This window comes from Nocardioides ginkgobilobae (assembly GCF_054781275.1).
Map to the genome: position 1 here is coordinate 1 of NZ_BAAGUS010000015.1, position 23,652 is coordinate 23,652.

Consider the following 23,652-nt stretch of genomic DNA (forward strand, 5'->3'; position numbering starts at 1 on the left):
TCGCGGAGCGTCACGGCTTCCCTGCCCACGACGTCAGCGGAGTGACCGTGCAGTCAGAGGAAACAGTCGCCCGCGACTTCGAGGGAAGTTGGTTCTACGCCCTTCGTTGAACATCCGGATCTGCCGCGGACAGGTAGGCGGAATGCCGATGAGCGGTACGGCTTCTGCATTCAGACCCAGCGACCCCGAGATCCCTGTTGCAGATCCCGGAGCATGGGCTCATGCGGGCCGAAGATCGGTCTGGGAAGGTCGTCTAGTGCGTACCACCCCAGGTCGATTGTCTCTGTCCCGTCGACTGAGAGCCTGCCTCCGACCTGTGTGGCCGTGAGCACCACCACGACCGCCTGTACGACGTCGCCGTTGGCGTAGGTGTGGAGTGGTCCCGTGTAGACGCCCAGGAGTTCGTTCGGACGTACGTCGAGTCCGGTCTCCTCACGCGTTTCACGCACGGCGGTCTCTTCCACGGTCTCGCCCAGTTCCATCGCACCGCCGGGCAGACCCCAAGGACCTTGGGCGTCACCGCGCCGCTGCATCAGCACACGACCTGATTCGTCGAGTACAGCGCATCCGGCACACGTCATGATCACGGGAGCGTGGCCGATGTGCTCCCTCAAACCCTCGACGTAGCCGACATCACGAATGACCATGCGCCGATCCTAAGTAACCTCCAGCGCGAGCACCGGTCGGAGGGACATCAGCGTGCCCTCGAAGATGCACGCTTCTGCCGCGGTGACGCTCACCCCCTGCCGCCGACGAGACGCCAGGCGGCCTGACGTGAGCATTTGGAGGTCCTCCCCGGCACCAGGTGCCGAACAGGGCCCTCCAGCCCACCTGGGACGAGGTCCGCAGCCTGGCCACGGAGGCGCAGGTCGAGGCGTCACAGCGCCGTACCCAGACGGTCGTACCGGCGATGACCCACGGTCGTCGCGGCGGGACACCTGCTCGCGCGGGCCCGCGAGATGCCGGTACGAGCGTCTGGCCACGAGCAAGGCTCGAGCGCCTCGCGGGACTAGGCCCGGACCGGCTCAGAGGGCGACCGAGGGCTCCGGGCTGTCCTGCTGCGGGTAGTCGCGCACGAAGGTCTCGACGGCCTCGCCGCTGGGCTCGGAGCAGTACTGCCACACGCCGACCTGCTTGGTCGGGTCGGTCTCGCCGACGCCGCCGGCCGACCAGTGGGTGAGCGCGATCTCCTGGTCGTCGGGGAAGGGCTCGCCGTCCTCGGAGGTCCACGGCGCGACGATGAAGGCGTTGCGGCGGTCGGTGGTGTCGGAGAACTTGCGCGAGATGGCGCGCAGCTCGGCCATCGCCTCGGAGTCGTCGGTCAGCGACTCGTCGTACCACATGACGGTGAAGCCGTGCTCGAGGTTGTGCAGCAGCTGCTCGAGCTCGGGGCGGTCCTCGGGGGTGTAGAACTCGCGACCGATCGGGACCGGAGCCAGGCCCAGGACGTTCCAGTGCGGGCCGAAGGCCGGCGGGGAGGCGTCGTAGGTGACCTGCTGGTCCTCGGGGACGTGCTGGCCGCTGCCCTCGGCGGACTCGGTGATCGGCTCGGCACAGACCGACGCGGGCGCGCCGATCGCGGCGAGCTCGGTGTCCTCGAAGCCGCGCTGGTCCCACCAGTCCTTGATCGGACGGAACGCCGCGGCACCGATGATGAGGAGGGCGATGACCGCGCAGGTGCCGATGATGGCGACGTTGCGCCGGGCGTCGGCGCCCTTCTGCTGCTTGCGGATCTGGTCGATCTTCGCCTGGCGGTCGGACTTGGCGGGCTTGGCCACGGTTCGGCTGTCCTCGTCGATCGGGTGGTGCCCCTGGCGGGCGTGTCGCGGGGAGTCTACGGAGTGGCGGGGCGCAACCGGACCTCGACGTCGGGTTCGACACGAAGTCGTGACTCGACCTCCCAGCCGTGGGCGAAGGCCAGCGCGGCGACCGCCCCCTCCTGCTCGAGGGGTACGACGACGGCCAGGCCGTCCCCGGCGGCGGTGCCGGCTAGCGTGGTCACCCGGCGCACGGCCTCGGCCAGCTCGTCGGCGGAGGCCGGTGCCCCGAAGGGCGCCCGGTCGCTCGGGTCCCCGAGCAGGGCCCGCACGACGGCCTCGCGGGCGCCGTACCCGAAGAGGTCCCCTCCCTCGGGCCGCACCAGGGCATGCGCGCCGGGGCCGTCGTCGTCCACGCCGAGCACCAGGTCGGCCCTTCCGCGCACCACGCCGAAGGGGCGCCCGCCGAGCTTGCCCTGGGCCAGCTCGACCGCCCCGGCGATCTCGTCCGCGACCGCGGGCGCGGTGACGGCCAGCTCGTTGCCGTGCGCGTCGACCCGCCCGGCGAAGTCCTCGGCGACCAGCAGCCCGGCGGCGCCGACCGCGATGTCGGTCTGGCCCTCGCGCCAGGCGCGCCCGGCGGTGTCGGTGACGACGACGCCCAGCCGCAGTCCCGTCAGGTCGTGCAGCCGCCGACGCAGCGCTCGGGCCGAGGCATCGGGGTCCAGCGGCAGCAGCACCACGGTGCCGAGCGCGACGTTCGAGGCGTCGATGCCGGCAGCGGCCATCGTCAGCCCGTGCCGGGTCCGCGCGATCGTGGTCGGGCCGCGGCGCGCCACCACGCGTGCCCCGGGCGCGGACAGCTCCTCCGCCAGCGCGGCCTCCCGGTCACCGGGACGGGTGCGGCCCTCGGCCTTGCTCACCACCTTGCTGGTGACGACGACGACGTCGCCGTCGGCCAGCGGCTCGCCGAGGGCGTCGAGCGCCCCGAGCAGCAGCGCGGCCAGGTCGGTGCCCTCGGTGACCTCGGCGACGCCGTCCGGGGCGAGGACGCTGAGCCGCCCGCTCACCGGGTGACCAGGTCGACCGCGGCCGCGGCCATCGCCGCGGTCGCGGCCGGGTCGCTCATCATCAGCGGCACCGCGGTCCCCGCCAGGCCGGCCTCGTGCAGCGCGGGCAGCGCGTCGGCGTCGCGGGAGTCCACCAGCCAGCCGTCGAGCACGCCCGCGGCCGAGCGGGCGCCGTAGTGCAGGCCCACGCCGCGGGCGCTGACCTCCACACCGATCGAGCGCAGCATCTGCTCGGCCATGCCGCGCACGTGCGTGCCGCCGACGATGGGGGAGAGGCCGACGACCGGGGCGGCCGTGGCGCGCAGGGCGTCGCGGATGCCCGGCACCCCGAGGATGGTGCCGACCGAGACGACGGGGTTCGACGGCGGCAGCACCACCAGGTCGGCCTCGCCGATGGCCTCCAGCACACCGGGACCGGGCGTGCTCTGGTCCAGGCCCACGACGACGACGGTCTCGGCGGGCACCGAGGCGCGCAGGCGCACCCAGTACTCCTGGAAGTGGATCGCGCGCCGCCCGCTCGGCTCGTCGGGGTCGGCGACGACCACGTGGGTCTCGACCCGGTCGTCGGTCATCGGCAGCAGCCGCAGCCCCTCGCCGAGGGTCGGCTCCAGCCACCGCCGGCACAGCGCCGTGGTGATCGCGGAGAGGGGGTAGCCGGCCTCGAGCATCTGGGTGCGGACCAGGTGGGTCGCTACGTCGCGGTCGCCGAGCCCGAACCACGTCGGCTCCACGCCGTACGCCGCCAGCTCCTCCTTCACCGACCAGGTCTCCTCGCGCCGACCCCAGCCGCGCTCGGGATCGATGCCCTCGCCGAGGGTGTACATCACGGTGTCGAGGTCGGGGCAGACCTTGAGCCCGTGGACCCAGATGTCGTCGGCGGTGTTGGCGACGACCGTGACCACGGCATCGCGGTCGACACCGGGCAGCAGCCCCTCGCGGACGCCGTGCAGCAGCCCCTGCAGGAAGCGGGCGCCGCCCATGCCGCCGGAGAGGACAGTCAGTGCGCGCATGCGCCCACTCTGCCGCAGCCTGCCACGTGCTCCGCGCCCTGCCCACCCCGCCGGGTGGGTGCGCTGGACCAATACCAGACTTCCGCTTGACGTCCGTGCTACGACAGGCATGTAATTCCACAAGTGTTCTTCGGTGCCGGACGAGGACGCACAGGGTCGAGAGGTTGGATGCCGTGAGAGAGCTGTTTCTCCTGGAGGCGGAGAGCGAGGAGGGGTCCTGGCAGGAGCGCGCGCTGTGCGCCCAGACCGACCCCGAGGCGTTCTTCCCCGAGAAGGGTGGATCCACGAGGGAGGCCAAGAAGGTCTGCCTCACCTGCGAGGTGCGCCAGGACTGCCTGGAGTCCGCGCTGAGCAACGACGAGCGCTTCGGCATCTGGGGTGGTCTCTCCGAGAGGGAGCGCCGCAAGCTGAAGAAGCGCGCCGTCTGAGCAGAGCCCGCCGCTGATCCGAGCATGGCCCCGGTCCTGGACCGGGGCCGCTCGCATTTTTGCTCGCATCTAGGGTGGTGGACCGTGTCCGGGTCGGTGCCGGAGGCACGACCGGGTTCGGTCGCCGTCCTCCTCGTCAGCCACGACGGAGCCCGCTGGCTGCCCGTCGTGGTCGAGGGGCTGCGCAGCCAGACCCACGCCCCCGACCACGTGGTCTGCGTCGACACCGGCAGCCGCGACGAGGGACCCGACCTGCTGGAGCGCTCCTTCGGCGCCGTGCGGTCGCTGCCGTCGGGCACCGGCTTCCCCGAGGCCGTCCGGGTCGCGGCCGCGGAGGCGGGCGACGTGGAGTGGCTGTGGATCCTGCACGACGACGCCACCCCGGCCCCCGATGCGCTGGAGCGGCTGCTGGCCGCCGCGCGTGAGCACCCCGAGGCCGACCTCCTCGGGCCCAAGCTGCGTGAGTGGCCCTCGCTGCGCCGACTGCTCGAGGTCGGCGTCACGATCTCCGCGACCGGTCGCCGGGAGACCGGTCTGGAGCGCGGGGAGTACGACCAGGGCCAGCACGACGACGTACGCCGGGTGCTGGCCGTGCACTCCGCCGGGCTCCTCGTGCGCCGTGCGGTCCTCGAGGAGCTGGGCGGCTTCGACGACCGGCTGCCGCTCTTCGGCAACGACCTCGACCTCGGGTGGCGGGCGGCCGCGGCCGGTCGCACGACCCTGGTCGTCCCGCAGGCCGTGGTCTTCCACGCCGAGGCCGCCCACCGCGGCGTGCGCCGCACGGCGCTGACCGGGCGGCACACCCACTTCCACGAGCGCCGCGGCGCGCTGTACACGCTGCTGGCCAACACCTCCTCCCGCCTGCTGCCGCTGCTGGTCGTCCGGCTGGTGCTCGGCACCCTCCTGCGCGTGCTCGGCTACCTCCTCGTGAGGTCGCCGGGCGAGGCGCTCGACGAGCTGGCCGCCCTCCTGGCCGTGCGGCCGGGCGTCGTGCGGGCCGCCCGCCGCGAGCGCCGGGCCCGCACCGGCAGCCCGTCCCCGGCCGTGCGCGGCCTGCTCGCGCCCTGGTGGCTGCCCTACCGCCACGGCCTGGACGCCGTCGGTGACCTGGTCGCGGCCGCCGGCAACCAGGCCGCGGACGTCGCCGAGCGCCGTCGTCTCGCCGCCGCCGAGCGCGACCCCGAGTCGTTCGCGGCGCGCCGCCCGGCCGAGGACGAGGACGTCCCGGAGGCCGACACCGGCTGGGTCGCCCGCTTCCTCACCAACCCCGTCGCCGTGCTGCTCGCCGTGGTCGTGGTGCTCCTCCTCGCGGGCGCCCGCGCCGGCCTCGGTGCGGCCTCGGGCGGCGCGCTCTCGCCCGCGCCCGACGGTGTCGGCGCCTGGTGGCGGCTGCACCTCGAGTCCTGGCACGCACTCGGGGTCGGCACCGCGGTCCCCGCTCCGGCGTACGTCGTGGTGCTGGCGCTGCTCGGGACGCTGCTCGGCGGCTCCGCGGTAGCGACGGTCTCGGCGCTGCTCGTGCTGGCGGTGCCGTTCGCCCTCTGGGGTGCGTGGCGCTTCCTCGGGCTGCTCGGGCGCCTGGTCTCCCCGCGCGGCCTGCCGCGGTGGGTGCTGCTGTGGGGCGCCACGACCTACGCGCTGGTCCCGGCCACCAGCGGCGCCTGGGGCCAGGGCCGGCTCGGCGTGGTCGTCGCCGCGGCGGTGCTGCCGTGGCTTGCGCACGCCGTGGTCGGCTTCGTCGACCCCGAGCCGGACCGTCGCTGGCGGGCCGCCTGGCGCACGGGTGTGCTGCTGGCGCTCGTCGTGGCCTTCGCGCCCACGACCTGGCTGCTGGCCGTCGCGGTCGTCGGCCTCGGCCTGGGTGCCGCACGGCTGGTGGCGCCGGCCGTGCTCGGCGACCGGTCCGCCTGGGTTCCGCCCGTCCTCGCTGTGGGCGTGCCGGTGGGACTGCTGCTCCCGTGGTGGGTCCCGGCACTGCAGCACGGTGCCGGCGAGGCGCTGCTCCTCGGGGCCGGCCGGTTGCCCGGTGCGACGCCCGCGGGCCTGGAGGTCCTCACCGGCCGGCTCGGCGGCCTGGGCGCCCCTGCCTGGACCGGGCTGGTGCTGGTCGCGCTGGCGCTGCTCGCGCTGCTGCCGCGGCCCTCGCGCGTGCCGGTACTGCTGGCGTGGCTGCTCGCCGCGGTCACCGCCCTGCTCGCGCTGGGGCTGTCCTGGGTCACCCTCGACCTGGCCGGCGGGTCGGTGCCGGCGTCGGTGTCGGTGCTGGTCCTGGCGCTGCAGGGCTGCCTGGTCACGGCGGCCGTGCTGGGTGCGCTGGGTGCGGTCGAGGTGCGGCGCAGCGGCGGTGGTCGCACCGGCGCGTGGCGGGCCGGGCTCGCGGTCACGGCCGCGGCCGCGGCGGTGGTGCCGGTCGTGGGCCTGGGCTGGTTCGCCGGGGGCGAGCAGGAGCTCGCGGCCACGGACCCGGCGGGCGTCCCGGCGTACATGGTGCAGAGCGCGGAGACCGCGCCCGAGCGCGGCATCCTGGTGCTCACCGGGTCGGTCGAGGACGGCATCGCGCACGTGGTCCGCCGCGGCGACGGGGTGACCGTGGGAGAGGACGAGGTGCTGGCGCTCAGCCCCGCCGACCCGGCGCTCGACGAGCTGGTCCGCGCGCTCGTGAGCGACGCCGCGGCGGGCGCGGCCGACCGGCTCGCCGGGCTGGGGGTGGAGTACGTCGTGCTCCCGGCCCCTGCCGACGGTGACGTCGCAGCGGTGCTCGACGCGACGGCCGGCCTGGCGCAGGCGTCCGCGGAGGACCGCGACACCCGGGCCTGGCGGGTCACCCGCGAGCCGGAGGCCGAGGCGCTCGAGGGCGACGGCTCCTGGCTGCGCCCGGTGCTGCTGCTGGCCCAGCTGGGCCTGCTGGTCCTCGCGCTGGTGCAGTGCGCGCCCACCCGCCGCGCGAGCCGGGGGAGGGCGCGTCGATGAGGAGACCCGTGGGAAGGCCGAGCGCCCTGGCGGTCGTCGCCGTGGTGGCCCCCCTGCTGACCGTCGGCGCCGCGCTGCTGACCGACACCCGGATCGAGGACGGTCCTGCCGGCAGCGCTCCCCAGGAGGTGGCGCTCACGAGCGCGACGCTGGTCTGCCCGACCGGCCAGGGCGGGGGTGTGCTGGTCGCCTCCGACGCCGCGGGGGGTTCCGGGGGGCGGGTCACGGCGCTGGTGGGCAAGGAGGAGCGCGAGGTCGAGCTCGTGCCCGGCGCGGCCACCCGGCTCGACGACGCCGACGAGGTCGCCGGCAGCGGATCGTCGGCCCCCGGCCTCGTGGCCCAGCGGTACGGCGGCTCCGGGCTGCGCGCCGTCGACTGCCCGGCCACCAGCAGCGACCAGTGGTTCACCGGGGTCGGTGCGGGCGCCGAGCACCGCTCGGTCCTGGAGCTGCACAACCCCGACGAGGGCCCGGCGACCGCCACCATCACCGTGCTCGGCCAGTCGGGGCCGGTCGGTGCCGGCGGCGAGCTGCGCGGGGTCTCGGTGGCCGGTGGTGCCACCACGCGCATCGAGCTCGGCTCGGCCATCCCCAAGCGCGAGGAGCTCACGCTGCGGGTCACGACCGACCGCGGCCGCCTCGCCGCGACGGTGATCGACTCCTTCGTGCCGGTGGGCCGGGGCGAGACGACCAAGGAGTACCTCGCCGGGCAGCGCGAGCCGGCGACCTCCCAGCTGCTGCTCGGGCTGCCCGTGGACGTCGAGGAACCGGCCGTCGTCGTCGCCAACACCAGCGACAGCGCTGCCCGCGTCTCGCTGCGCCTGGTCACTGCGGAGTCGACCTTCGCCCCCACCGGGCTCGAGGAGGTGCTGGTCGACCCGCAGAGCGTGCGGCGCTTCTCGCTGAGCCGGGTGCTCGGCTCGGACGTGGCCGAGGGCGTGCTCGGGATCGAGGTCGTCTCCTCGCAGCCGACGACCGCGAGCTTCCGCGGCCGCGTCGACGGGGACCTGCTCACCGTCGTGCCCCAGGGGCCGGTGGTCACGGCCACGCTCGTGCCGGTCCCGCTGCCGGGGGCGCGGCTGGTCCTCGGTGGCGCGGAGGCGCTCGGCACCGTCACGGTCCTGGCGCTCGACGAGCGCGGCCGCGAGGTCGACGAGCGGGTCGTCGAGGTCGGGCCCGACCTGGCGGTCGAGGTGCCGGTGCCGGACGGCGCGACGCTGCTGCGGGTCGTGCCGCGGGGCACGGCGGTCCAGGGCGTGCTGCGGCTGCGCTCCGGCGCGGGCGCGGCCGTGGTCGGGCTGCGCGAGCTGGTGCGGGTCGGGCTGGTGCCCGACGTGCGGCCCGGGCTGGTCGTGCCCGGTCAGTCCGGCTCGTCGGGGGAGTAGCGCGGGTCGACGTCGGAGGGGTCGATGCCCAGGAGCTCGGCGACCTGCTCGACCACGACGGTCAGCACGAGGGCCTCGAGGTCGCTGCGGCGCGAGGCCCGGTGCTCGATGGGCCTGCGGAAGAGCACCAGCCGGGTCGGCTGGTCGCCGGTGGCGCGCACGAGCGAGGACAGCGGCACGGTCGGCGAGTCCCAGTCGTCGGGCACGTGGGGCACGTCCTCGACGGCGTACTCCACCAGCCCGAGGCGCTCGGCCCACCGCTCCTCGACGCTCTCGACGGCGTCGAGGACCACGCGGTCGAAGCGCTCGCGCGACGTCGGGCGGACCGGGCGGCCCGGCTGCGCGGTGAGCACCGCGGGTCCGCGCATGCCGCGGCCCCGACGGTCACGAGTCATGCCCGCGAGCCTATCCGCGGGCGTCGGTGCGGGCGGGTAGCGTCTGCGCCGTGAGTCCCGCCCGTCGTTGCAGCCGCACCGCGTGCGGTCGCCCGGCGGTGATGACGCTGACCTACGTCTACGCCGACCAGACCGCCGTGCTCGGCCCCCTGGCGACGTACGCCGAGCCGCACGCCTACGACCTCTGCGAGACCCACAGCGAGCGGCTCTCGGCACCCCGCGGCTGGGAGGTGCTGCGGCTGGCGCAGCCCGCGCCGCCGCGGCCGAGCAACGACGACCTCCTCGCGCTGGCCGACGCCGTCCGCGAGGCCGGCCGGCCCCAGCCGCCCCGACGGGTGGCACCGGCCGAGGAGACCGGCCGCGAGACCGGTCGCAAGGGTCATCTGCGCGTGCTGTCCACCGAGCACTAGGGTTCGGGCATGGCCGACACCCGCACCTCCGACTCGCTGGGGGCTGCGAACCTCCGTGCCGTCTTCAAGGCCTACGACGTGCGCGGCACCGTCCCCGACCAGCTCGACGAGGACCTCGCCCGCGCGACCGGTCGCGCCTACGTCCGGGTGCTCGGTGCCCGCACGGTCGTGGTGGGCCACGACATGCGTGCCAGCTCGCCCGGCATGGCGGGCGCGTTCGCCTCGGGCGCCTCCGAGGCCGGTGCCGACGTCGTCATGATCGGCCTGGCCTCCACCGACCAGCTCTACTTCGCCTCCGGCCACCTCGGGCACCCGGGCGCGATGTTCACCGCCAGCCACAACCCCGCGCAGTACAACGGGATCAAGCTGTGCCGCGCGCACGCCGTCCCCGTCGGCGCCGACACCGGCCTGCACGAGATCCGCGACCTGGTCGCCTCCGGGGAGGTCACCGAGCGGTTCGTCCCCGCCCCGGCCGCGGGCTCGATCAGCGAGCACGACGTGCTGGAGGCGTACGCCGCCCACCTGCTCACCCTGGCCCCGGTCTCGGGGCGCCGGCTCAAGGTCGTGGCCGACGCCGGCAACGGCATGGCCGGCTGGACGGCGCCGGCGGTCTTCGGGCGGATGGGGACCGACCAGGTCGACCTGGTGCCGCTCTACTTCGAGCTCGACGGCAGCTTCCCGAACCACGAGGCCAACCCGCTCGACGAGACCACGCTCACCGACCTCAAGGCCCGGGTGCTCGAGGAGAAGGCAGACGTCGGGCTGGCCTTCGACGGCGACGCCGACCGCTGCTTCCTCGTCGACGAGCGCGGCCGCGCGGTCTCGCCCTCCACGCTGACCGCGCTGATCGCGGCGCGCGAGCTGGCCAAGGAGCCGGGCGCCACGATCATCCACAACCTCATCACCTCCCGCGCGGTGCCCGAGCTGGTCACCGAGCTCGGCGGCACCCCCGTGCGCACCCGGGTCGGGCACTCCTTCATCAAGGCCCGGATGGCCGAGACCGACGCGGTCTTCGGCGGCGAGCACTCGGGGCACTTCTACTTCCGGGACTTCTGGCGCGCCGACTCCGGCATGCTCGCCGCGCTGCACGCCCTGGCGGCCCTCGCGGGCACGGACGTGCCGCTGTCGCAGCTGCTGGCGGCGTACGAGCGGTACCCGATGTCGGGGGAGATCAACTCCGAGGTGTCGGACCAGGCTGCGGTCATGGACACGCTGGAGGCGGAGTACGCCGGGCAGGACGGCGTCACCACCGACCGGCTGGACGGGCTGAGCGTCAGCCACCCGGACTGGACGTTCAACGTGCGGCCCTCCAACACCGAGCCGCTGCTGCGGCTCAACGTCGAGGGGCGCGACCAGGAGACGATGGAGGCCGTGCGCGATGGCGTGCTGGCCAGGATCCGTGGAGGGAAGCAGTGAACGCGATGAACATCGACCCGGCCCTGATGGAGATCATCGTGTGCCCCCAGTGCCACGGCGACCTCGCGCCCGGCACCGGTCCCGACGGCGCCGACGAGCTGGTCTGCCAGGGCACGTGCGGCCTGGCCTACCCCGTCCGCGACGACATCCCCGTGCTGCTGGTCGACGAGGCCCGCCGGCCGTGACCTGGTTCGACGAGGCCCGGCTCGACGACGAGTCGGCGCTGGGCACCGTGGACCTGCGGCTGCGCCACCTGGCGGAGTCGGGCTCCCGCGTGCGCCGCGAGGTGGGTGACGCGGCCGAGGCGGCCGACAGCGCCGTCGAGCGGGCGCGCGAGCTGGACCGGCCGCGCGCGGTCATCGCCGCGGGTCCGGACTCGCGGCTGCTGCGTGCCGTCCTCGAGCCGTGGTGCCCGGTGCCGTTCGTCGCCTGGCCGGGGCCGGCGCTGCCGGGCTGGGCGGGCAGCCTGGACCTCGTCGTCGTGCTCGCTCCCGACGGCGCCGACGCCGGCACGGCCTCCGCGGTCTCCGAGGCGGTCCGCCGAGGCTGCCAGGTCGTGGTGTCGTGCCCGCCGGGCTCGCTGGTCGCGGAGCACACGGTCGGCCGCTACGCCACGGTCCTGCCCTCGACCACGCGCGACCAGCTCGCCTCGGCGGTCGTCATGCTGTCCTACCTCCACCGGGTCCAGCTCGGTCCCGAGGCCGCTCCGGACTCGGTCGCCGACGCCCTCGACCAGGTCGCCCTGGACTGCGGCCCGCGCAAGGACCTCGCGGTCAACCCCGCCAAAATGCTCGCCATCGCGCTCGCCGACGCCACGCCCGTCGTCTGGGGTGGCTCCGTCCTCGCGGCCCGCGCCGCGCGCCGGGTCGCGGAGTCCGTGCGCCGCGCCTCCGGCCGCACCGCGATCGCCGGCGACGCCGAGCACCTGCTGCCCGTCATCGAGGCCGCCCGTCCCCGCGACGTCTTCGACGACCCCTTCGCCGAGGGCACCACCGGCCCTCGGCCGGTGCTGGTGCTGCTCGACGACGGCTCCGAGGACGCCACCGTCCGCACCCACCGCACCCGGCTGCTCGCCGCGGCCGCCGAGCGCGGGGTCCGGGTCGAGACCCTCGGCTCCGATGCCCCCACCGAGGTCGCCCGCTACGCCTCGCTCATGCTCTCGGGCACCTACGCCTCGGAGTACCTCCGGCTCGGGTTGGTCGAGGACTAGCCCCCCTCGTCGTCGGGGTCGTCCCGCATGAAGCCGGTCCGTGGGTCGACCGCGGCGAGGAAGTCGCGGACCGCTGCCACGTGCCCCTCACCGCTCTCGGCGGACCGGTCGTTCGTCGCCGAGCCGAAGCCGTAGCCCCCGTGCCGGTGGGTGAGCCAGTCGTAGTCGTACACGCCTGCGCTGCGCCGGGTCACCCGGAACTCCTCGCCGTCGACGACCAGCACCAGCGGGCCCTCTTCCGGCACCGGAGGCTGGAACCGGTCGACGTACGACGCTGCCACCGCGAGGTCGACCGGGAAGTCGTCGGCGTGGTCGGCTCGCCGCCTCGCCACGCGCGCGAGCACGGTGCCGCGGTCGGTGGCGAGGTAGACCGTCTCGGGGACGACGCCGTGCTCCGCGAGCAGCGCGCGCCACTCCTCGCGCATCGCCCTCGACCAGAACGAGAAGTCGAGGACGACGTCCCGGCCCTCGTCGAGGAGCCGTCGGAGCTCGGTTCGCAGCTCGGTCCGGATCTCCTCGCGCACCTCCTCGGGCACCTCGCCACCGGTGATGCCGCGGGCCCAGATGCCGGCGTCGAAGGACAACCGCACCATGCCCTGGGCCTCGAGCCGCCGCGCGTACGTCGTCTTGCCCGCGCCGGACGGCCCGCACATGAAGACCACCCGGCTCGTCCCGTCCACCTGCGGCACCCTGCCACCCGCGGCCCGTCCGCCGCGACGGAGTTCCGGCTCACCTAGCGTGGTCCTGTGCGTCCGTTGGCTGTGATCCTCGTCCTCACCGTCTTCATGACCGGCTGCGGGATCGACGACCAAGAGCCCACCGCGGACGTCGACGGGCCGCCAGAGCGCTGCGCGCGGGTCGCGTCCGGGGGTCCGGGGGCCGCGGCGGAGGACGAGCGCTTCTGGGATCTGATGACCGCCGCGTGCCAGGTGTCCTCGGACGGTGACCGCCGCCAGGCCAGGGCGCTGCGTGAGCTCCTCTCCGACCTCCCGGACGACGAGGTGGTCGCCTTCCACGAGAGCATGGTGAGCGAGCACCGCCGCCTGGCTCGTTCCGGTGTCGGCCCGGTCGCCGACGACCTGTGCTTCCCCGGCCTGGGTCTCGGAGACGACCTTTCGGCCGACTACCGCACCTGGCTCGTCGGGCAGGGCGAGGCAGTCACCGCGTGGGTGCGGAAGAAGCCGCAGCGGCTGGAAGCGCTCCCCGCCGCTGGGCGCGGGTGCGGCCTCGGCGAGCCTCTGGGCCATGCCGCCGTCGCCGTCGACCGTGACAACGCTCGCGGTACCGGGCGGACCGGGGTGCTGACGCCGCTGGAGTCGGTGCGGCCCTGATCCGCGACGCCCGGCATCCGAGCTCCCGGTCGACCGGATCCGAACGGCACGAGCGGAGCCGTCGCCAGCCCGATCGCCGAGCTGGAGACAGAGGGTGAGCCTGGTGTGAGCACGGTCCTCCACCGCTCGCCACCGGTGAGAACTGGGCGGGTCGGCGGGGTCTCGTGGCTCGTTTCGCTCGTACCTCGACCGGCGGTGGGCGGGCCGATGCCTCGACCGGTGGCGGGGCAGGTGCGCGCCTGGACCGGGCGACAGGGGCTCACCTCGGCTCCGCGCGTACTGGTAGCCCGACCGCCGGGTGGTGGTGGTCGGGCTGGGAGCGGGGTCAGGCGGTAGGGCTCAGAGTGGGGTGGTGCCGTCGGGGTGGACGAGGTAGTGCTGGCCGTGGGGGCTGGTCCAGAGCCAATGACCTGGGCTCAGCCCTGTGACTCGCCAGGGTCTGCCTGCTGGTGAGGGGTGGGTCTTGGCGCGGTGGTCGTGGCGGCACAGTGGCGCCAGGTTCTCTGTGCTGGTTTGGTCGGGTGGGCCGCCTTGGTCGGGTGGGACGTACTCGATGGTGTGGTCGAGGTCGGTCTTCTCGGCGGGCCTGTTGCAGTGGGGGAACGTGCAGGTGGTGCGTGCGAGCTTGACACGGGTGGCGATGCGGTCGGGGACCTCGTAGGAGTCGACGGCGACGGTGTCGTGGAGGTCGATGACGGGCTTGACGATGACCTGGGTGCCGGGTGTGCCGCACCACTCGCGGACGGTGTCGGCGGTGAGGAGCTGGTGGTGGTTGTCGAGGCGGGCGAGGTTGAGGCCGAGCCGGCCGGTGACAGGGTCGAGTTGGGGTGCGCCGGTCAGCGCGGCGTCGGAGAGGTGGACGGTGAGGACCACGACCCGGCGAGCGGAGGTGCGGGCGTTGGGGGCGTTGCTGCCGGGGCCGGTGGGCGTGTCGGTCGCGCGGTCTCGACGACGCTCGCTGGTGCTCGCTGCTCGACCATCGGGTGTGGGGAGGAGGTCTTGGCCGCGGGCGATGTAGCCCAGGGCCTTGGCGCGGCGCACCGCAAGGTCGTCGGTGGAACCGTCGAGGAGCAGCTGGTGGGCGATGTGGCGGATCGCGGCTTCGAGGTCCTCGGCGTCGGCGCGGTCGAGGAGTCCGTCGGCACTGACGGCGGAGGCCGCACCGACCGAGGTAGCGGGGGATGCGAGGTCGAGGTCGAAGTAGAGGTTGGCGCGGGTGTCGCACTCGACGACCTCGGTCGATTCGGGGTCGAACCGCGCTGATGCCTCGAGGACCAGACGGTCGACGACGACGGGTCCGGCGGTGTGGATGACGTGGGCGACCTGGGCGTCGACGAACCCCGCTGCTTCGGCGGACAGCCCGCGCGTGGCCTGTGCCAAGCGGCGTACTCGCCACGCGGTGACCTGTCCGGCGACGAGTCGGGCCCACACACGGGGGAGGCGGTGCTTGGCCTCGACCACGTCACCTACGAGCAGGCGCCCGGATTCCCGCGTGCGCCCGAGGGCGGTGGACAGCTCGGTGACGGCGAAGTCGGAGACCTCCGGCGCACCTGCGCCGGCGAGGTCGAGCATGGTGTCCGCGCCGGGCATCCCGAACCGGGACATCCACGCAGCCTCGGCGGCGTCGTACGCCTCCTCGTCGGGGTGGGAGTAGGTGCCGTACAGGTCCGGCATCAGGACCCCGGTGGTGTGACGGTCCGCCCAGTCCGCGACCCCGATCAGCAGCTCCCGCGCAGCGTCGTCCTCACGCCGCTTGGCGGCGCGGATCGCGTCGAGGAGGGAGCCGGTGGACATGGTGAAAGTATAGTCGAACACGCGTTCGATTGGCAGTGTTTCCCCAGGTCAGATCCACTTTTCGTGGACTTTCTGGAGGGCTGATCCAAGCCCAGCCGAAGCGAGCACCCCAGTGGAGGGCGACCACCCAGACAAGCGCAACCAAGAAGCTGAAGTGGCACCCAGGGCGACCACGTCTTCACTGAATCCAGGGCCTGCTGCGGCGCGAACGCGTCACGACCCACCAACGGCGACCCAGGGAGCAACCACGGGGGCAGGGCAGGGCGACCGGCGTACGGGGTCTCGGCGACGGCTCGCTGGCGCTCGCCTGCTCGACCATCGGGAAAGCGGCGCTGACGCTCGCCTGCTCGACCACCGGTAAGCGGCACTGGCACGCCTCTCGGCCACGCCGCCCTACGTCACGTTTCGGGTGTGGGGAGCCCCGGGAACAAGGGAACCCATGGCCACCGCCACCTCCCGTGCCGACTCCACCCCTGCCGGCGCTGCTGCAGAGACGACCCCCGCGACCGCGCCCGCGGCCCGCGACCCGTGGTTCGACAACGCCAAGATGGCCCTGGTGACCCTGGTCGTCGTCGGGCACGCGTGGGTGCTACTGCCCGAGAGCGTGACGCGCGACCACCTCTACGACTTCCTCTACGCCTGGCACGTGCCGGCGTTCGTCTTCGTCACCGGCTACCTCTCGCGGCGCTGGACCTACTCCCGCGCACGGATGTGGCAGCTGGTGCGCACGGTCGCGGTGCCGTACGTCCTGTTCGAGGCCGCGATCGCGCTGTTCCGCATCCACGTGGGCGGCGAGGAGATGGAGAACCTCTGGCGCGACCCGCACTGGCCGATGTGGTACCTCTCGGCGCTGTTCTTCTGGCGCCTGCTGACCCCGGTCTTCAAGGACCTGTGGGGCGGTCTGGCGCTGGCGGTCGGCATCTCGCTGGTGGCCGGGCTGTACGCCGGCGACACCCTCGACGTCGCCCGCATCCTGGGCCTGCTGCCGTTCTTCGTGATGGGCCTCAAGGCGACCCCGGAGCGCTTGGAGCTGCTGCGCGGCCGCGCGGTGCAGGTGCTGGCGTTCGGGGTCTTCGCCGCCATCTTCTGGCTCACCCGCCGCACCGACGACTGGGCCGCGACCGAGTGGCTCTACTACCGCGCCCGCTACGAGGAGCTGGACGTGAGCGACGGGCAGGCGTTCCTCACGCGCGCCTGCCTGCTCGTGCTGGGCACGCTGGGCGCCTGGGCCTTCCTGGCCCTGGTGCCGCGCATCCGCGGCTGGTTCACGACCATGGGCGCCTTCACGCTGGTGGTCTACCTCTTCCACGGCTTCGTCGTGAAGGGCCTGGGGTACGCCGGGTACGGCGACCTCTTCGGTGACCAGCAGTGGCTGGGCCTGCTCGTGACCACCGTGGGGTCGGTGGGCGTGGCGCTGCTGCTGGCCAGCCCGCCGGTGGCGCGCGTGCTCAAGCACACCGTCGACCCGCTGGGGTGGGGGGAGAAGAAGGTCGACCACGCGCTCGAGGTGGCCACGGCGAAGGTCGAGGCCGACCGGCTCTCCGACCGGATCGAGGAGCACGTCGAGGAGCAGGTGCGCCGGGTGCCGCAGAACGTCCCGTAGGCCCTAGGCTCACCTCCGTGGCCGGTGGACTCTTCGCACTGCTCGACGACGTCGCGACGCTCGCGAAGCTGGCGGCGTCCTCCGTCGACGACGTCGGGGCGGCCGCGGGGCGCGCCAGCGCCAAGGCGGCAGGCGTCGTCGTCGACGACACCGCGGTGACCCCGCAGTACGTCCAGGGCGTCGCGGCCGAGCGCGAGCTGCCGATCATCCGCAAGATCGCGACCGGCTCGATCCGCAACAAGCTGCTGCTCATCCTGCCGGTGGCGCTGCTGCTCAGCGAGTTCCTGCCGACCCTGCTGAAGATCATCCTCATGATCGGCGGCGCCTACCTCTGCTTCGAGGGCGCCGAGAAGGTGTGGGAGAAGCTCGGCGGCGGTCACGGCCACGGCGACGAGCACGCCGCGGTCGACACCGGCGACCCTGCCGAGACGGAGAAGAACCTCATCAGCGGCGCCATCCGCACCGACCTGATCCTGTCGGCGGAGATCATGGTGATCGCGCTCGACGAGGTCGCCGGCGAGAGCTTCTGGAGCCGCGCCGCGATCATGGTCGTGGTCGCCGTGCTCATCACCGTCGTCGTCTACGGCGTGGTCGCGCTGATCGTGAAGATGGACGACGTGGGGCTGTCCCTGGCCCAGCGCTCCGGCCGCGCCGCCCGCCGCGTCGGCGAGGGCATGGTCCGCGCGATGCCGCGGGTGCTGACGGTCATCGGGCTGGTCGGCACCGTCGCCATGCTCTGGGTGGGCGGCCACATCATCCTGGTCGGTGCCTACGACCTCGGCCTCACCGCGCCGTACGACGCCGTGCACCACCTCGAGGAGGCCGTGCACGACGCCACGGGTGCCCTGGGTGCGGTCCTCGGCTGGGTGACCAACACGTTCTTCTCCGCCGTGCTCGGCATCGTCGTCGGTGCCGTGGTGGTCGTCGTGATGCACCTGGTGCCCCGGCGCCGCGCCGCCCACTGACCCCTCGCGCGCGGGGCCCGGGCAGACGGGTGCTGCTCCAGACATCTGCGGCCCTACCCGTGAGGATTCCCCGTCGTCCCCAGCCGCCGCCTACGCTGGACGTCGGACTGCGCGGGAGATCCCGACGGTGCGCAGATGCGCGGCGCAGGCCTGGCTCCACCCCTCGCGAGGAGACACCCTGATGGACTTCAAGGTCGCCGACCTGTCCCTGGCCGACTACGGCCGCACCGAGATCGAGCTCGCCGAGCACGAGATGCCCGGCCTGATGGCCATGCGCGAGCGCTACGGCGACGAGTTGCCGCTCGCCGGCGCGCGCATCGCCGGTTCGCTGCACATGACCATCCAGACGGCGGTGCTCATCGAGACGCTGACCGCCCTGGGCGCCGAGGTCCGCTGGGCCTCCTGCAACATCTTCTCCACCCAGGACCACGCCGCGGCCGCCGTCGCGGTCGGCCCGACGGGCACCGTCGACGCGCCCGCCGGCGTCCCGGTCTTCGCCTGGAAGGGCGAGACCCTGGAGGAGTACTGGTGGTGCACCCAGCAGATCCTCGACTGGGGCACCGACGCCGACGGCAACCAGCGCTACGCCAACATGATCCTCGACGACGGTGGCGACGCCACCCTGCTCGTCCACCTGGGTGTCGAGGCCGAGAAGAAGGGCGAGGCGCCGGACCCGGCCACCGCCACCAGCACCGAGCAGCGGATCATCTTCGAGGTCCTGCAGCAGAGCCTGGCCCAGAGCAACGAGCGCTGGACCAACGTCGCGCGCGAGATCATCGGCGTCACCGAGGAGACCACCACCGGTGTGCTCCGCCTCTACGACATGATGCGCGAGGGCTCGCTGCTCTTCCCGGCCATCAACGTCAACGACTCGGTCACCAAGTCGAAGTTCGACAACAAGTACGGCTGCCGCCACTCGCTGATCGACGGCATCAACCGCGCCACCGACGTCCTCATGGGCGGCAAGATCGCGGTCGTCTGCGGCTACGGCGACGTGGGCAAGGGTTCGGCCGAGTCGCTGCGCGGCCAGGGTGCCCGCGTCGTGGTCACCGAGATCGACCCCATCTGCGCGCTGCAGGCCGCGATGGACGGCTACCAGGTCACCACGCTCGACGACGTCATCGAGACCGCCGACATCGTCATCACCGCGACCGGCAACAAGAACGTCGTCTCCGTCGACCAGATGCGCCGGATGAAGCAGAACGCCATCCTGGGCAACATCGGCCACTTCGACAACGAGATCGACATGGCCGGCCTGGAGACCTACCCCGGCATCGTCCGCAAGAACGTCAAGCCGCAGGTCGACGTCTGGACCTTCCCCGAGGGTGAGGGCAACCAGATCATCGTGCTGTCCGAGGGTCGCCTGATGAACCTCGGCAACGCCACCGGCCACCCGTCGTTCGTCATGTCGAACTCCTTCACCAACCAGGTGCTGGCCCAGGTGGAGCTGTTCACGAAGCCGCAGGACTACCCGGTCGGCGTCTACGTGCTGCCCAAGCACCTCGACGAGGAGGTGGCCCGCCTGCACCTCGACGCGCTCGGCGTGAAGCTGACCACCCTCACCGACGAGCAGGCCGGCTACCTCGGCGTGGCGGTCGAGGGGCCGTACAAGTCCGACGAGTACCGCTACTGATCTGATCGACACCACGCGCACGGCGGCCCCGCTCGACGGGGCCGCCGTTCGCGCGTGCTGAGGGGCAGGGGGCAAGATGGGGACCATGGGTGACGCGGCGACGCAGGACGACTACACGACCAAGGGTCGTGTCCTCGTCGTCGACGACGACGCCTCGCTCGCGGAGATGCTCACCATCGTGCTGCGCCAGGAGGGCTTCGACTCCCGCATGTGCCTGCGGGGCGACCAGGCCGTCGAGGCCTTCCGCGACTACAAGCCCGACGTGGTGCTGCTCGACCTGATGCTGCCCGGTCGCGACGGCATCGACGTGTGCAAGGAGATCCGGGCCGAGTCCGGCGTGCCGATCGTCATGCTCACCGCCAAGGGCGACACCGTCGACGTGGTGGTGGGCCTGGAGTCCGGCGCCGACGACTACGTCGTGAAGCCGTTCAAGCCCAAGGAGCTCGTGGCCCGCATCCGGGCGCGCGTACGCCGTTTCGACGCCACCGCGCAGGCCGAGACCCTCTCCATCGGTGACGTGCACATCGACGTCGCCGGCCACCAGGTCACCCGCTCGGGCCGCCCGGTCAACCTGACCCCGCTGGAGTTCGACCTGCTGGTGTGCCTGGCCCGCAAGCCCTGGCAGGTCTTCAGCCGCGAGGTGCTGCTCGAGCAGGTCTGGGGCTACCGCCACGCCGCCGACACCCGCTTGGTCAACGTGCACGTGCAGCGGCTGCGCTCCAAGGTCGAGCACGACCCGGAGAACCCCGAGATCGTGGTGACCGTCCGCGGGGTCGGCTACAAGGCCGGCGCGGCCTGAGCAGCCGCGTGGGCGCGCTCACCTTCTGGCGCCGCTCCATCCAGGCGCGGGTGGTGGCCAGCACGCTGGTGCTCTCCTTCGTCGTGGTCAGCGCCGTCGGCTGGTTCCTGCTGCGCCAGACCCGCGACGGGCTGCTCGAGGACCGGGTCGACGCGGTGGTCGCCGAGGCGGCCAACGAGACCCGCGACGCCCGGGCCCGGCTGGAGTCGGCCACCCTCAGCGACGTCGACGCAGCCGAGCAGCAGCGCGCGCTGGTCGAGCCGATCATCCAGCGCGGGCTCTCGCGCGACTTCGCCGTCGTGCTCGCCGGCCCCGACGGCAGCGGGGGCGTCGCCTCCGACCCGGGCAGCGGCGGCGCGACGTACACCTTCGGGCTGGACCGGAAGTCGGTGCCGGCCTCGCTGGTGGAGCACTTCTCGACCATCGCCCCGCCCTCCTGGACCTACACCACGATCCGCCGTCTGGGCGCCGACGGCGAGACGAAGGTGGAGGAGCCCGGGATCGCCGTCGGCTCGCAGGTCACGCTGCCGGCCGACGGACGCACCTACACCCTCTACCTCCTCTTCCCGACCTCCGAGGACGAGGACACCCTGGCCCTGGTCACCCGGGCGCTGCTGACCGCCGGGGTGCTCCTGCTGCTGCTGGTGGCCGGGGTGACCTGGCTGGTCGCCCAGCAGGTGGTGACCCCGATCCGGATGGCCCGCCGGGTCGCCGAGCGGCTGGCCGCCGGGCGGCTCACCGAGCGGCTGGAGGTCTCCGGGGAGGACGACCTCGCCCGTTTGGCCACCTCCTTCAACCAGATGGCCTCCAACCTGCAGCGCCAGATCCGCCAGCTCGAGGAGCTGAGCCGGGTCCAGCGACGCTTCGTCTCCGACGTCTCCCACGAGCTGCGCACGCCGCTCACCACGGTCCGGATGGCCGGCGACGTCCTGCACGACGCCAAGGACTCCTTCGACCCCGTCACCGCGCGCTCGGCCGAGCTGCTGCAGATCGAGCTGGACCGCTTCGAGACCCTGCTCGCGGACCTGCTGGAGATCAGCCGCTTCGACGCGGGGGCAGCGGTCCTCGAGGTCGACGACGTCAACCTCGTCGACGTCGCCCACCGCGTCGTCGACAGCACCCGGCCGCTGGCCGACCAGCGCGGGGTCACGCTGGTCGTGCGCTCGCCGGGCCACCCGTGCCTCGCGGAGGCCGACGTACGCCGCATCGAGCGCGTCGTGCGCAACCTGGTCTCCAACGCCATCGACCACGCCGGTCCGCGGGCGCCGGGGGCCGTGCCGACCGTCGTGGTGAGCGTTGCCGGCGACGACCACGCGGCGGCCGTGGCCGTGCGCGACTACGGCGTGGGGCTGGCCCCGGGGGAGTCGGCGATGGTCTTCAACCGGTTCTGGCGCGCCGACCCGGCCCGGGCCCGCACCTCGGGCGGCACGGGGCTCGGGCTGTCGATCTCGCTCGAGGACGCCCACCTGCACGGCGGTTGGCTGCAGGCCTGGGGGCGTCCGGGCGAGGGTGCGCAGTTCCGGCTGACCCTCCCGCGGCGCAACGGCACCCCGCTGCGCCGCAGCCCGATCTCGCTCATCCCCGACGACGTCGTGGAGCCGGTGTGAGGTCCGGGCTCAGGTCGCGCCGGGTCGCACGCACGCTGCGCGCCGGGGCGGTGACCGGGGTGCTGGCGCTCGCCCTGGCCGGGTGCGTCTCGCTGCCCGTCGCCGGCCCGGTGGTGGAGGTGGAGCGCCAGTCGGCCGGGGAAGCCGACACCGGCGGTGCCGCGGCGATCGACGCCCGCCCGCCCCAGGACGGCCAGTCCCCGCCCGAGGTGGTCAAGGGCTTCCTCGACGCGATGCAGGCCTGGCCGACCGAGCTCGCGACCGCCAAGGAGTTCCTCTCCTCCGAGGCCCGCACCACCTGGAACCCCCAGGGCACGATCGTCTACGAGGACGCCCTGCCGCCCGCCGGTGGCGCGGGGCGGGTGGAGCTGCGCGTGGGCGGCGCCGACCGGCTCGACGCCCGCGGGGCCTGGCTGGGGGCGCTCTCGGCCGAGGAGGACTCGCTAGCGTTCCGGTTGGTGCTGGAGGAGGGGGAGTACCGCATCGCCGACCTGCCGCCCGCCCTCGTGGTGCCCACGACCTGGTTCGAGCAGCGCTACCGCCAGGTCGCGCTCTACTTCCCCGACCCCACGGGCACGGTGCTGGTGCCCGAGCCGGTCTTCGTCGGTGACGACTCCACCTTCGCCTCGACGCTGGTCTCCGGCCTGCTGCGCGGTCCCGGCCCCCGCCTGCGCGGCGTGGTCTCCAGCCAACTGCCCTCGGGCCTGCGCGTCGACCTGTCGGTGCCGGTGACCGACGGCACCGCGGCGATCTCCCTGACCGGCGACGCGAGTGCCTTCACCCCGGCCGACACCGAGCTCCTGGTCTCCCAGCTGGCCTGGACGCTGCGGCAGGACCCCGACATCGACGCCTTCACCCTGGACATCGACGGCCGGGCCGTCAGGACCGCCCAGGGCGCCACCCGGTTCTCCGTGCAGGCCGGCGACCGGCTCGACCCGGTCGGCTTCCAGTCCGACTCCCTGCTCTACGGCCTGCGCGACGGTCTGCTGGTCGCCGGCACCCCGGGCTCGCTGGAGCCGGTGGACGGCGTGCTGGGCCGCGTCCCGCTGGGCCTGCGCTCGGTCTCGGTGGACCTGGCGAGCGACCAGGTCGCCGCGGTCTCCGACGGCGGCACCACCGCCTACCTCGCCCCGCTGAGCGACGCCGGCGCCGGCGCCACCGACGGCGGGGAGGACCCCGGGCTCGCCGACGTGGCGACCGTGGCCACGGGCACCGACCTCCTGCCCCCCGCCTGGGACGTCCACGACCGGTTGTGGCTCGTCGACCGGACCCCCCTCGGCGCGGTCGTGCAGTGGTACGGCGAGGAGCGCAGCGGCGTGGTGGAGGTCCCGGGCGTCTCGGGTCAGCAGGTCAGCGAGCTGCTGGTCTCCCGCGACGGCAGCCGGCTGGTCGTCGTCGTGCGCGGACCCCGCGGCGACTCGTTGCGGGTGGCGCGCATCCGCACCGACGCCGAGGGCGGGGTCGCCGGGGTGACCCGGGCCCGTGCCGTGGCCATCGAGGACGGCGCCAGCCGCCGGATCCGCGACGTCGCGTGGAACTCCACCACCACCCTCGCCGTCCTCAACCGGCTCACCGACGTCTCCGCCAAGGTCGTCACCGTCGGCGTCGACGGCTCGCCCGGCGGGCTGGACGGCATCACCACGACGCTGTCGGGGGCCACCGCCCTGGCCGGCTCGCCCGTCCCCGGCGCGCGGGTGTACGCCGTCACCGACTCCGGCCTGGCCGACCTCAACGCCACCGTGCGTGGCCCGCGGGTCCTCGACGAGGGAGTCAGCTACCTCGACTACGCGGGCTGATCGGGCCGCGAGGTCTCCCCAGCCGTCCGTCGCACGCCACGCTCCCCAGGAGCGCCCGACGACCGCCCCGCGG

Annotated in this window: 21 protein-coding genes; 14 read left to right on the forward strand and 7 right to left on the reverse strand. The window is 73.6% G+C overall.

Features of this window, described 5'->3' with window-relative positions; translation table 11 throughout:
• Positions 1–170: 170 nt before the first annotated feature.
• The 4 genes from ACYVID_RS13915 to cofD form a co-directional block, all read right to left on the reverse strand.
• Positions 171–647, reverse strand: coding sequence for an NUDIX hydrolase (locus ACYVID_RS13915; RefSeq protein ID WP_460738009.1), 477 nt, complete (start codon positions 645–647; stop codon positions 171–173).
• A 378-nt stretch (positions 648–1,025) separates the two neighbouring features.
• The gene (locus ACYVID_RS13920) at positions 1,026–1,778 is read right to left on the reverse strand and encodes a DUF3105 domain-containing protein (protein ID WP_460738011.1); all 753 of its coding nucleotides are present in this window, start codon (positions 1,776–1,778) and stop codon (positions 1,026–1,028) included.
• A gap of 56 nt (positions 1,779–1,834) precedes the next feature.
• Entirely contained in the window at positions 1,835–2,827 is a 993-nt protein-coding gene (gene cofE / locus ACYVID_RS13925) for a coenzyme F420-0:L-glutamate ligase (protein ID WP_460738013.1), read from the reverse strand.
• Positions 2,824–3,837 (reverse strand): 2-phospho-L-lactate transferase, encoded by a 1,014-nt coding sequence (gene cofD / locus ACYVID_RS13930; RefSeq protein WP_460738015.1) that lies wholly within the window; start codon positions 3,835–3,837, stop codon positions 2,824–2,826. Before cofD ends, cofE begins: the two co-directional genes overlap by 4 nt.
• 173 nt (positions 3,838–4,010) lie before the next feature.
• On the opposite strand from cofD, the gene ACYVID_RS13935 reads away from it, so the two are divergent.
• The 3 genes from ACYVID_RS13935 to ACYVID_RS13945 all read left to right on the forward strand — a co-directional run bounded on the left by ACYVID_RS13935 (position 4,011) and on the right by ACYVID_RS13945 (position 8,620).
• Positions 4,011–4,265 carry a WhiB family transcriptional regulator gene (locus ACYVID_RS13935; protein ID WP_300639050.1) on the forward strand — a complete coding sequence of 85 codons (255 nt, stop codon included), beginning with the start codon at positions 4,011–4,013 and terminating at the stop codon, positions 4,263–4,265.
• A gap of 84 nt (positions 4,266–4,349) precedes the next feature.
• On the forward strand, positions 4,350–7,235 hold the full coding sequence (locus ACYVID_RS13940) for a glycosyltransferase (protein ID WP_460738017.1): 2,886 nt from the start codon (positions 4,350–4,352) through the stop codon (positions 7,233–7,235).
• An 8-nt stretch (positions 7,236–7,243) separates the two neighbouring features.
• Positions 7,244–8,620: a DUF5719 family protein gene (locus tag ACYVID_RS13945; protein WP_460738019.1), complete on the forward strand. Its 1,377-nt coding sequence runs from the start codon at positions 7,244–7,246 to the stop codon at positions 8,618–8,620.
• On the opposite strand, the gene ACYVID_RS13950 is transcribed toward ACYVID_RS13945, so the two are convergent.
• Complete coding sequence (locus tag ACYVID_RS13950; protein WP_460738021.1) at positions 8,596–9,015, reverse strand: metallopeptidase family protein; 420 nt, start codon at positions 9,013–9,015, stop codon at positions 8,596–8,598. The two genes, ACYVID_RS13945 and ACYVID_RS13950, sit on opposite strands and share 25 nt — an antisense overlap.
• A 50-nt stretch (positions 9,016–9,065) precedes the next feature.
• Here ACYVID_RS13950 and ACYVID_RS13955 point away from each other — a divergent pair, with 50 nt between their 5' ends.
• From ACYVID_RS13955 to ACYVID_RS13970, 4 genes are read left to right on the forward strand one after another with little or no spacing between them, the layout of a single operon-like run.
• Positions 9,066–9,425, forward strand: a complete 360-nt coding sequence (locus ACYVID_RS13955; protein WP_300639062.1) for a DUF3499 domain-containing protein — start codon at positions 9,066–9,068, stop codon at positions 9,423–9,425.
• A 9-nt stretch (positions 9,426–9,434) separates the two neighbouring features.
• Positions 9,435–10,841, forward strand: a complete 1,407-nt coding sequence (locus tag ACYVID_RS13960; RefSeq protein WP_460738023.1) for a phosphomannomutase/phosphoglucomutase — start codon at positions 9,435–9,437, stop codon at positions 10,839–10,841.
• A gap of 5 nt (positions 10,842–10,846) precedes the next feature.
• Entirely contained in the window at positions 10,847–11,026 is a 180-nt protein-coding gene (locus tag ACYVID_RS13965; RefSeq protein ID WP_460738025.1) for a Trm112 family protein, read from the forward strand.
• Complete coding sequence (locus tag ACYVID_RS13970; protein WP_460738027.1) at positions 11,023–12,051, forward strand: SIS domain-containing protein; 1,029 nt, start codon at positions 11,023–11,025, stop codon at positions 12,049–12,051. Before ACYVID_RS13965 ends, ACYVID_RS13970 begins: the two co-directional genes overlap by 4 nt.
• Here the strand turns inward: ACYVID_RS13970 and ACYVID_RS13975 are convergent.
• Positions 12,048–12,731, reverse strand: a complete 684-nt coding sequence (locus ACYVID_RS13975) for an AAA family ATPase (RefSeq protein ID WP_460738029.1) — start codon at positions 12,729–12,731, stop codon at positions 12,048–12,050. The genes ACYVID_RS13970 and ACYVID_RS13975 overlap by 4 nt on opposite strands.
• A gap of 66 nt (positions 12,732–12,797) precedes the next feature.
• On the opposite strand from ACYVID_RS13975, the gene ACYVID_RS13980 reads away from it, so the two are divergent.
• Positions 12,798–13,382, forward strand: a complete 585-nt coding sequence (locus ACYVID_RS13980; RefSeq protein WP_460738031.1) for a DUF4240 domain-containing protein — start codon at positions 12,798–12,800, stop codon at positions 13,380–13,382.
• Between the two features lie 339 nt (positions 13,383–13,721).
• On the opposite strand, the gene ACYVID_RS13985 is transcribed toward ACYVID_RS13980, so the two are convergent.
• A complete protein-coding gene (locus tag ACYVID_RS13985) occupies positions 13,722–15,176 on the reverse strand; it encodes an HNH endonuclease signature motif containing protein (protein WP_460738033.1) in 1,455 nt (484 codons plus the stop codon).
• A 439-nt stretch (positions 15,177–15,615) separates the two neighbouring features.
• Here ACYVID_RS13985 and ACYVID_RS13990 point away from each other — a divergent pair, with 439 nt between their 5' ends.
• From ACYVID_RS13990 to ACYVID_RS14015, 6 genes are all read left to right on the forward strand, one after another.
• On the forward strand, positions 15,616–16,779 hold the full coding sequence (locus ACYVID_RS13990) for an acyltransferase family protein (protein WP_460738035.1): 1,164 nt from the start codon (positions 15,616–15,618) through the stop codon (positions 16,777–16,779).
• A gap of 17 nt (positions 16,780–16,796) precedes the next feature.
• Entirely contained in the window at positions 16,797–17,744 is a 948-nt protein-coding gene (locus ACYVID_RS13995) for a DUF808 domain-containing protein (RefSeq protein WP_460738037.1), read from the forward strand.
• Positions 17,745–17,925: 181 nt separating this feature from the next.
• Positions 17,926–19,377 (forward strand): adenosylhomocysteinase, encoded by a 1,452-nt coding sequence (ahcY, locus tag ACYVID_RS14000; RefSeq protein ID WP_460738039.1) that lies wholly within the window; start codon positions 17,926–17,928, stop codon positions 19,375–19,377.
• Between the two features lie 76 nt (positions 19,378–19,453).
• The gene (mtrA, locus tag ACYVID_RS14005) at positions 19,454–20,176 is read left to right on the forward strand and encodes an MtrAB system response regulator MtrA (protein WP_460738041.1); all 723 of its coding nucleotides are present in this window, start codon (positions 19,454–19,456) and stop codon (positions 20,174–20,176) included.
• 8 nt (positions 20,177–20,184) lie between these two features.
• The gene (gene mtrB / locus ACYVID_RS14010) at positions 20,185–21,783 is read left to right on the forward strand and encodes an MtrAB system histidine kinase MtrB (protein ID WP_460738043.1); all 1,599 of its coding nucleotides are present in this window, start codon (positions 20,185–20,187) and stop codon (positions 21,781–21,783) included.
• Entirely contained in the window at positions 21,780–23,579 is a 1,800-nt protein-coding gene (locus tag ACYVID_RS14015) for an LpqB family beta-propeller domain-containing protein (RefSeq protein WP_460738045.1), read from the forward strand. The genes mtrB and ACYVID_RS14015 overlap by 4 nt, the downstream gene beginning before the upstream one ends.
• The last annotated feature ends 73 nt before the right edge of the window (positions 23,580–23,652 follow it).

What these genes read in the sequence shown, in the direction of transcription:
- ACYVID_RS13960 (WP_460738023.1), top strand. Translation starts at nt 9,435, where the DNA reads ATGGCCGACACCCGCACCTCCGACTCGCTGGGGGCTGCGAACCTCCGT.
- ACYVID_RS13990 (WP_460738035.1), top strand. Translation starts at nt 15,616, where the DNA reads ATGGCCACCGCCACCTCCCGTGCCGACTCCACCCCTGCCGGCGCTGCT.
- ACYVID_RS13965 (WP_460738025.1), top strand. Translation starts at nt 10,847, where the DNA reads ATGAACATCGACCCGGCCCTGATGGAGATCATCGTGTGCCCCCAGTGC.
- ACYVID_RS13915 (WP_460738009.1), bottom strand. Translation starts at nt 647, where the DNA reads ATGGTCATTCGTGATGTCGGCTACGTCGAGGGTTTGAGGGAGCACATC.
- ACYVID_RS13950 (WP_460738021.1), bottom strand. Translation starts at nt 9,015, where the DNA reads ATGACTCGTGACCGTCGGGGCCGCGGCATGCGCGGACCCGCGGTGCTC.
- ahcY (WP_460738039.1), top strand. Translation starts at nt 17,926, where the DNA reads ATGGACTTCAAGGTCGCCGACCTGTCCCTGGCCGACTACGGCCGCACC.
- cofD (WP_460738015.1), bottom strand. Translation starts at nt 3,837, where the DNA reads ATGCGCGCACTGACTGTCCTCTCCGGCGGCATGGGCGGCGCCCGCTTC.
- ACYVID_RS13985 (WP_460738033.1), bottom strand. Translation starts at nt 15,176, where the DNA reads ATGTCCACCGGCTCCCTCCTCGACGCGATCCGCGCCGCCAAGCGGCGT.
- mtrA (WP_460738041.1), top strand. Translation starts at nt 19,454, where the DNA reads ATGGGGACCATGGGTGACGCGGCGACGCAGGACGACTACACGACCAAG.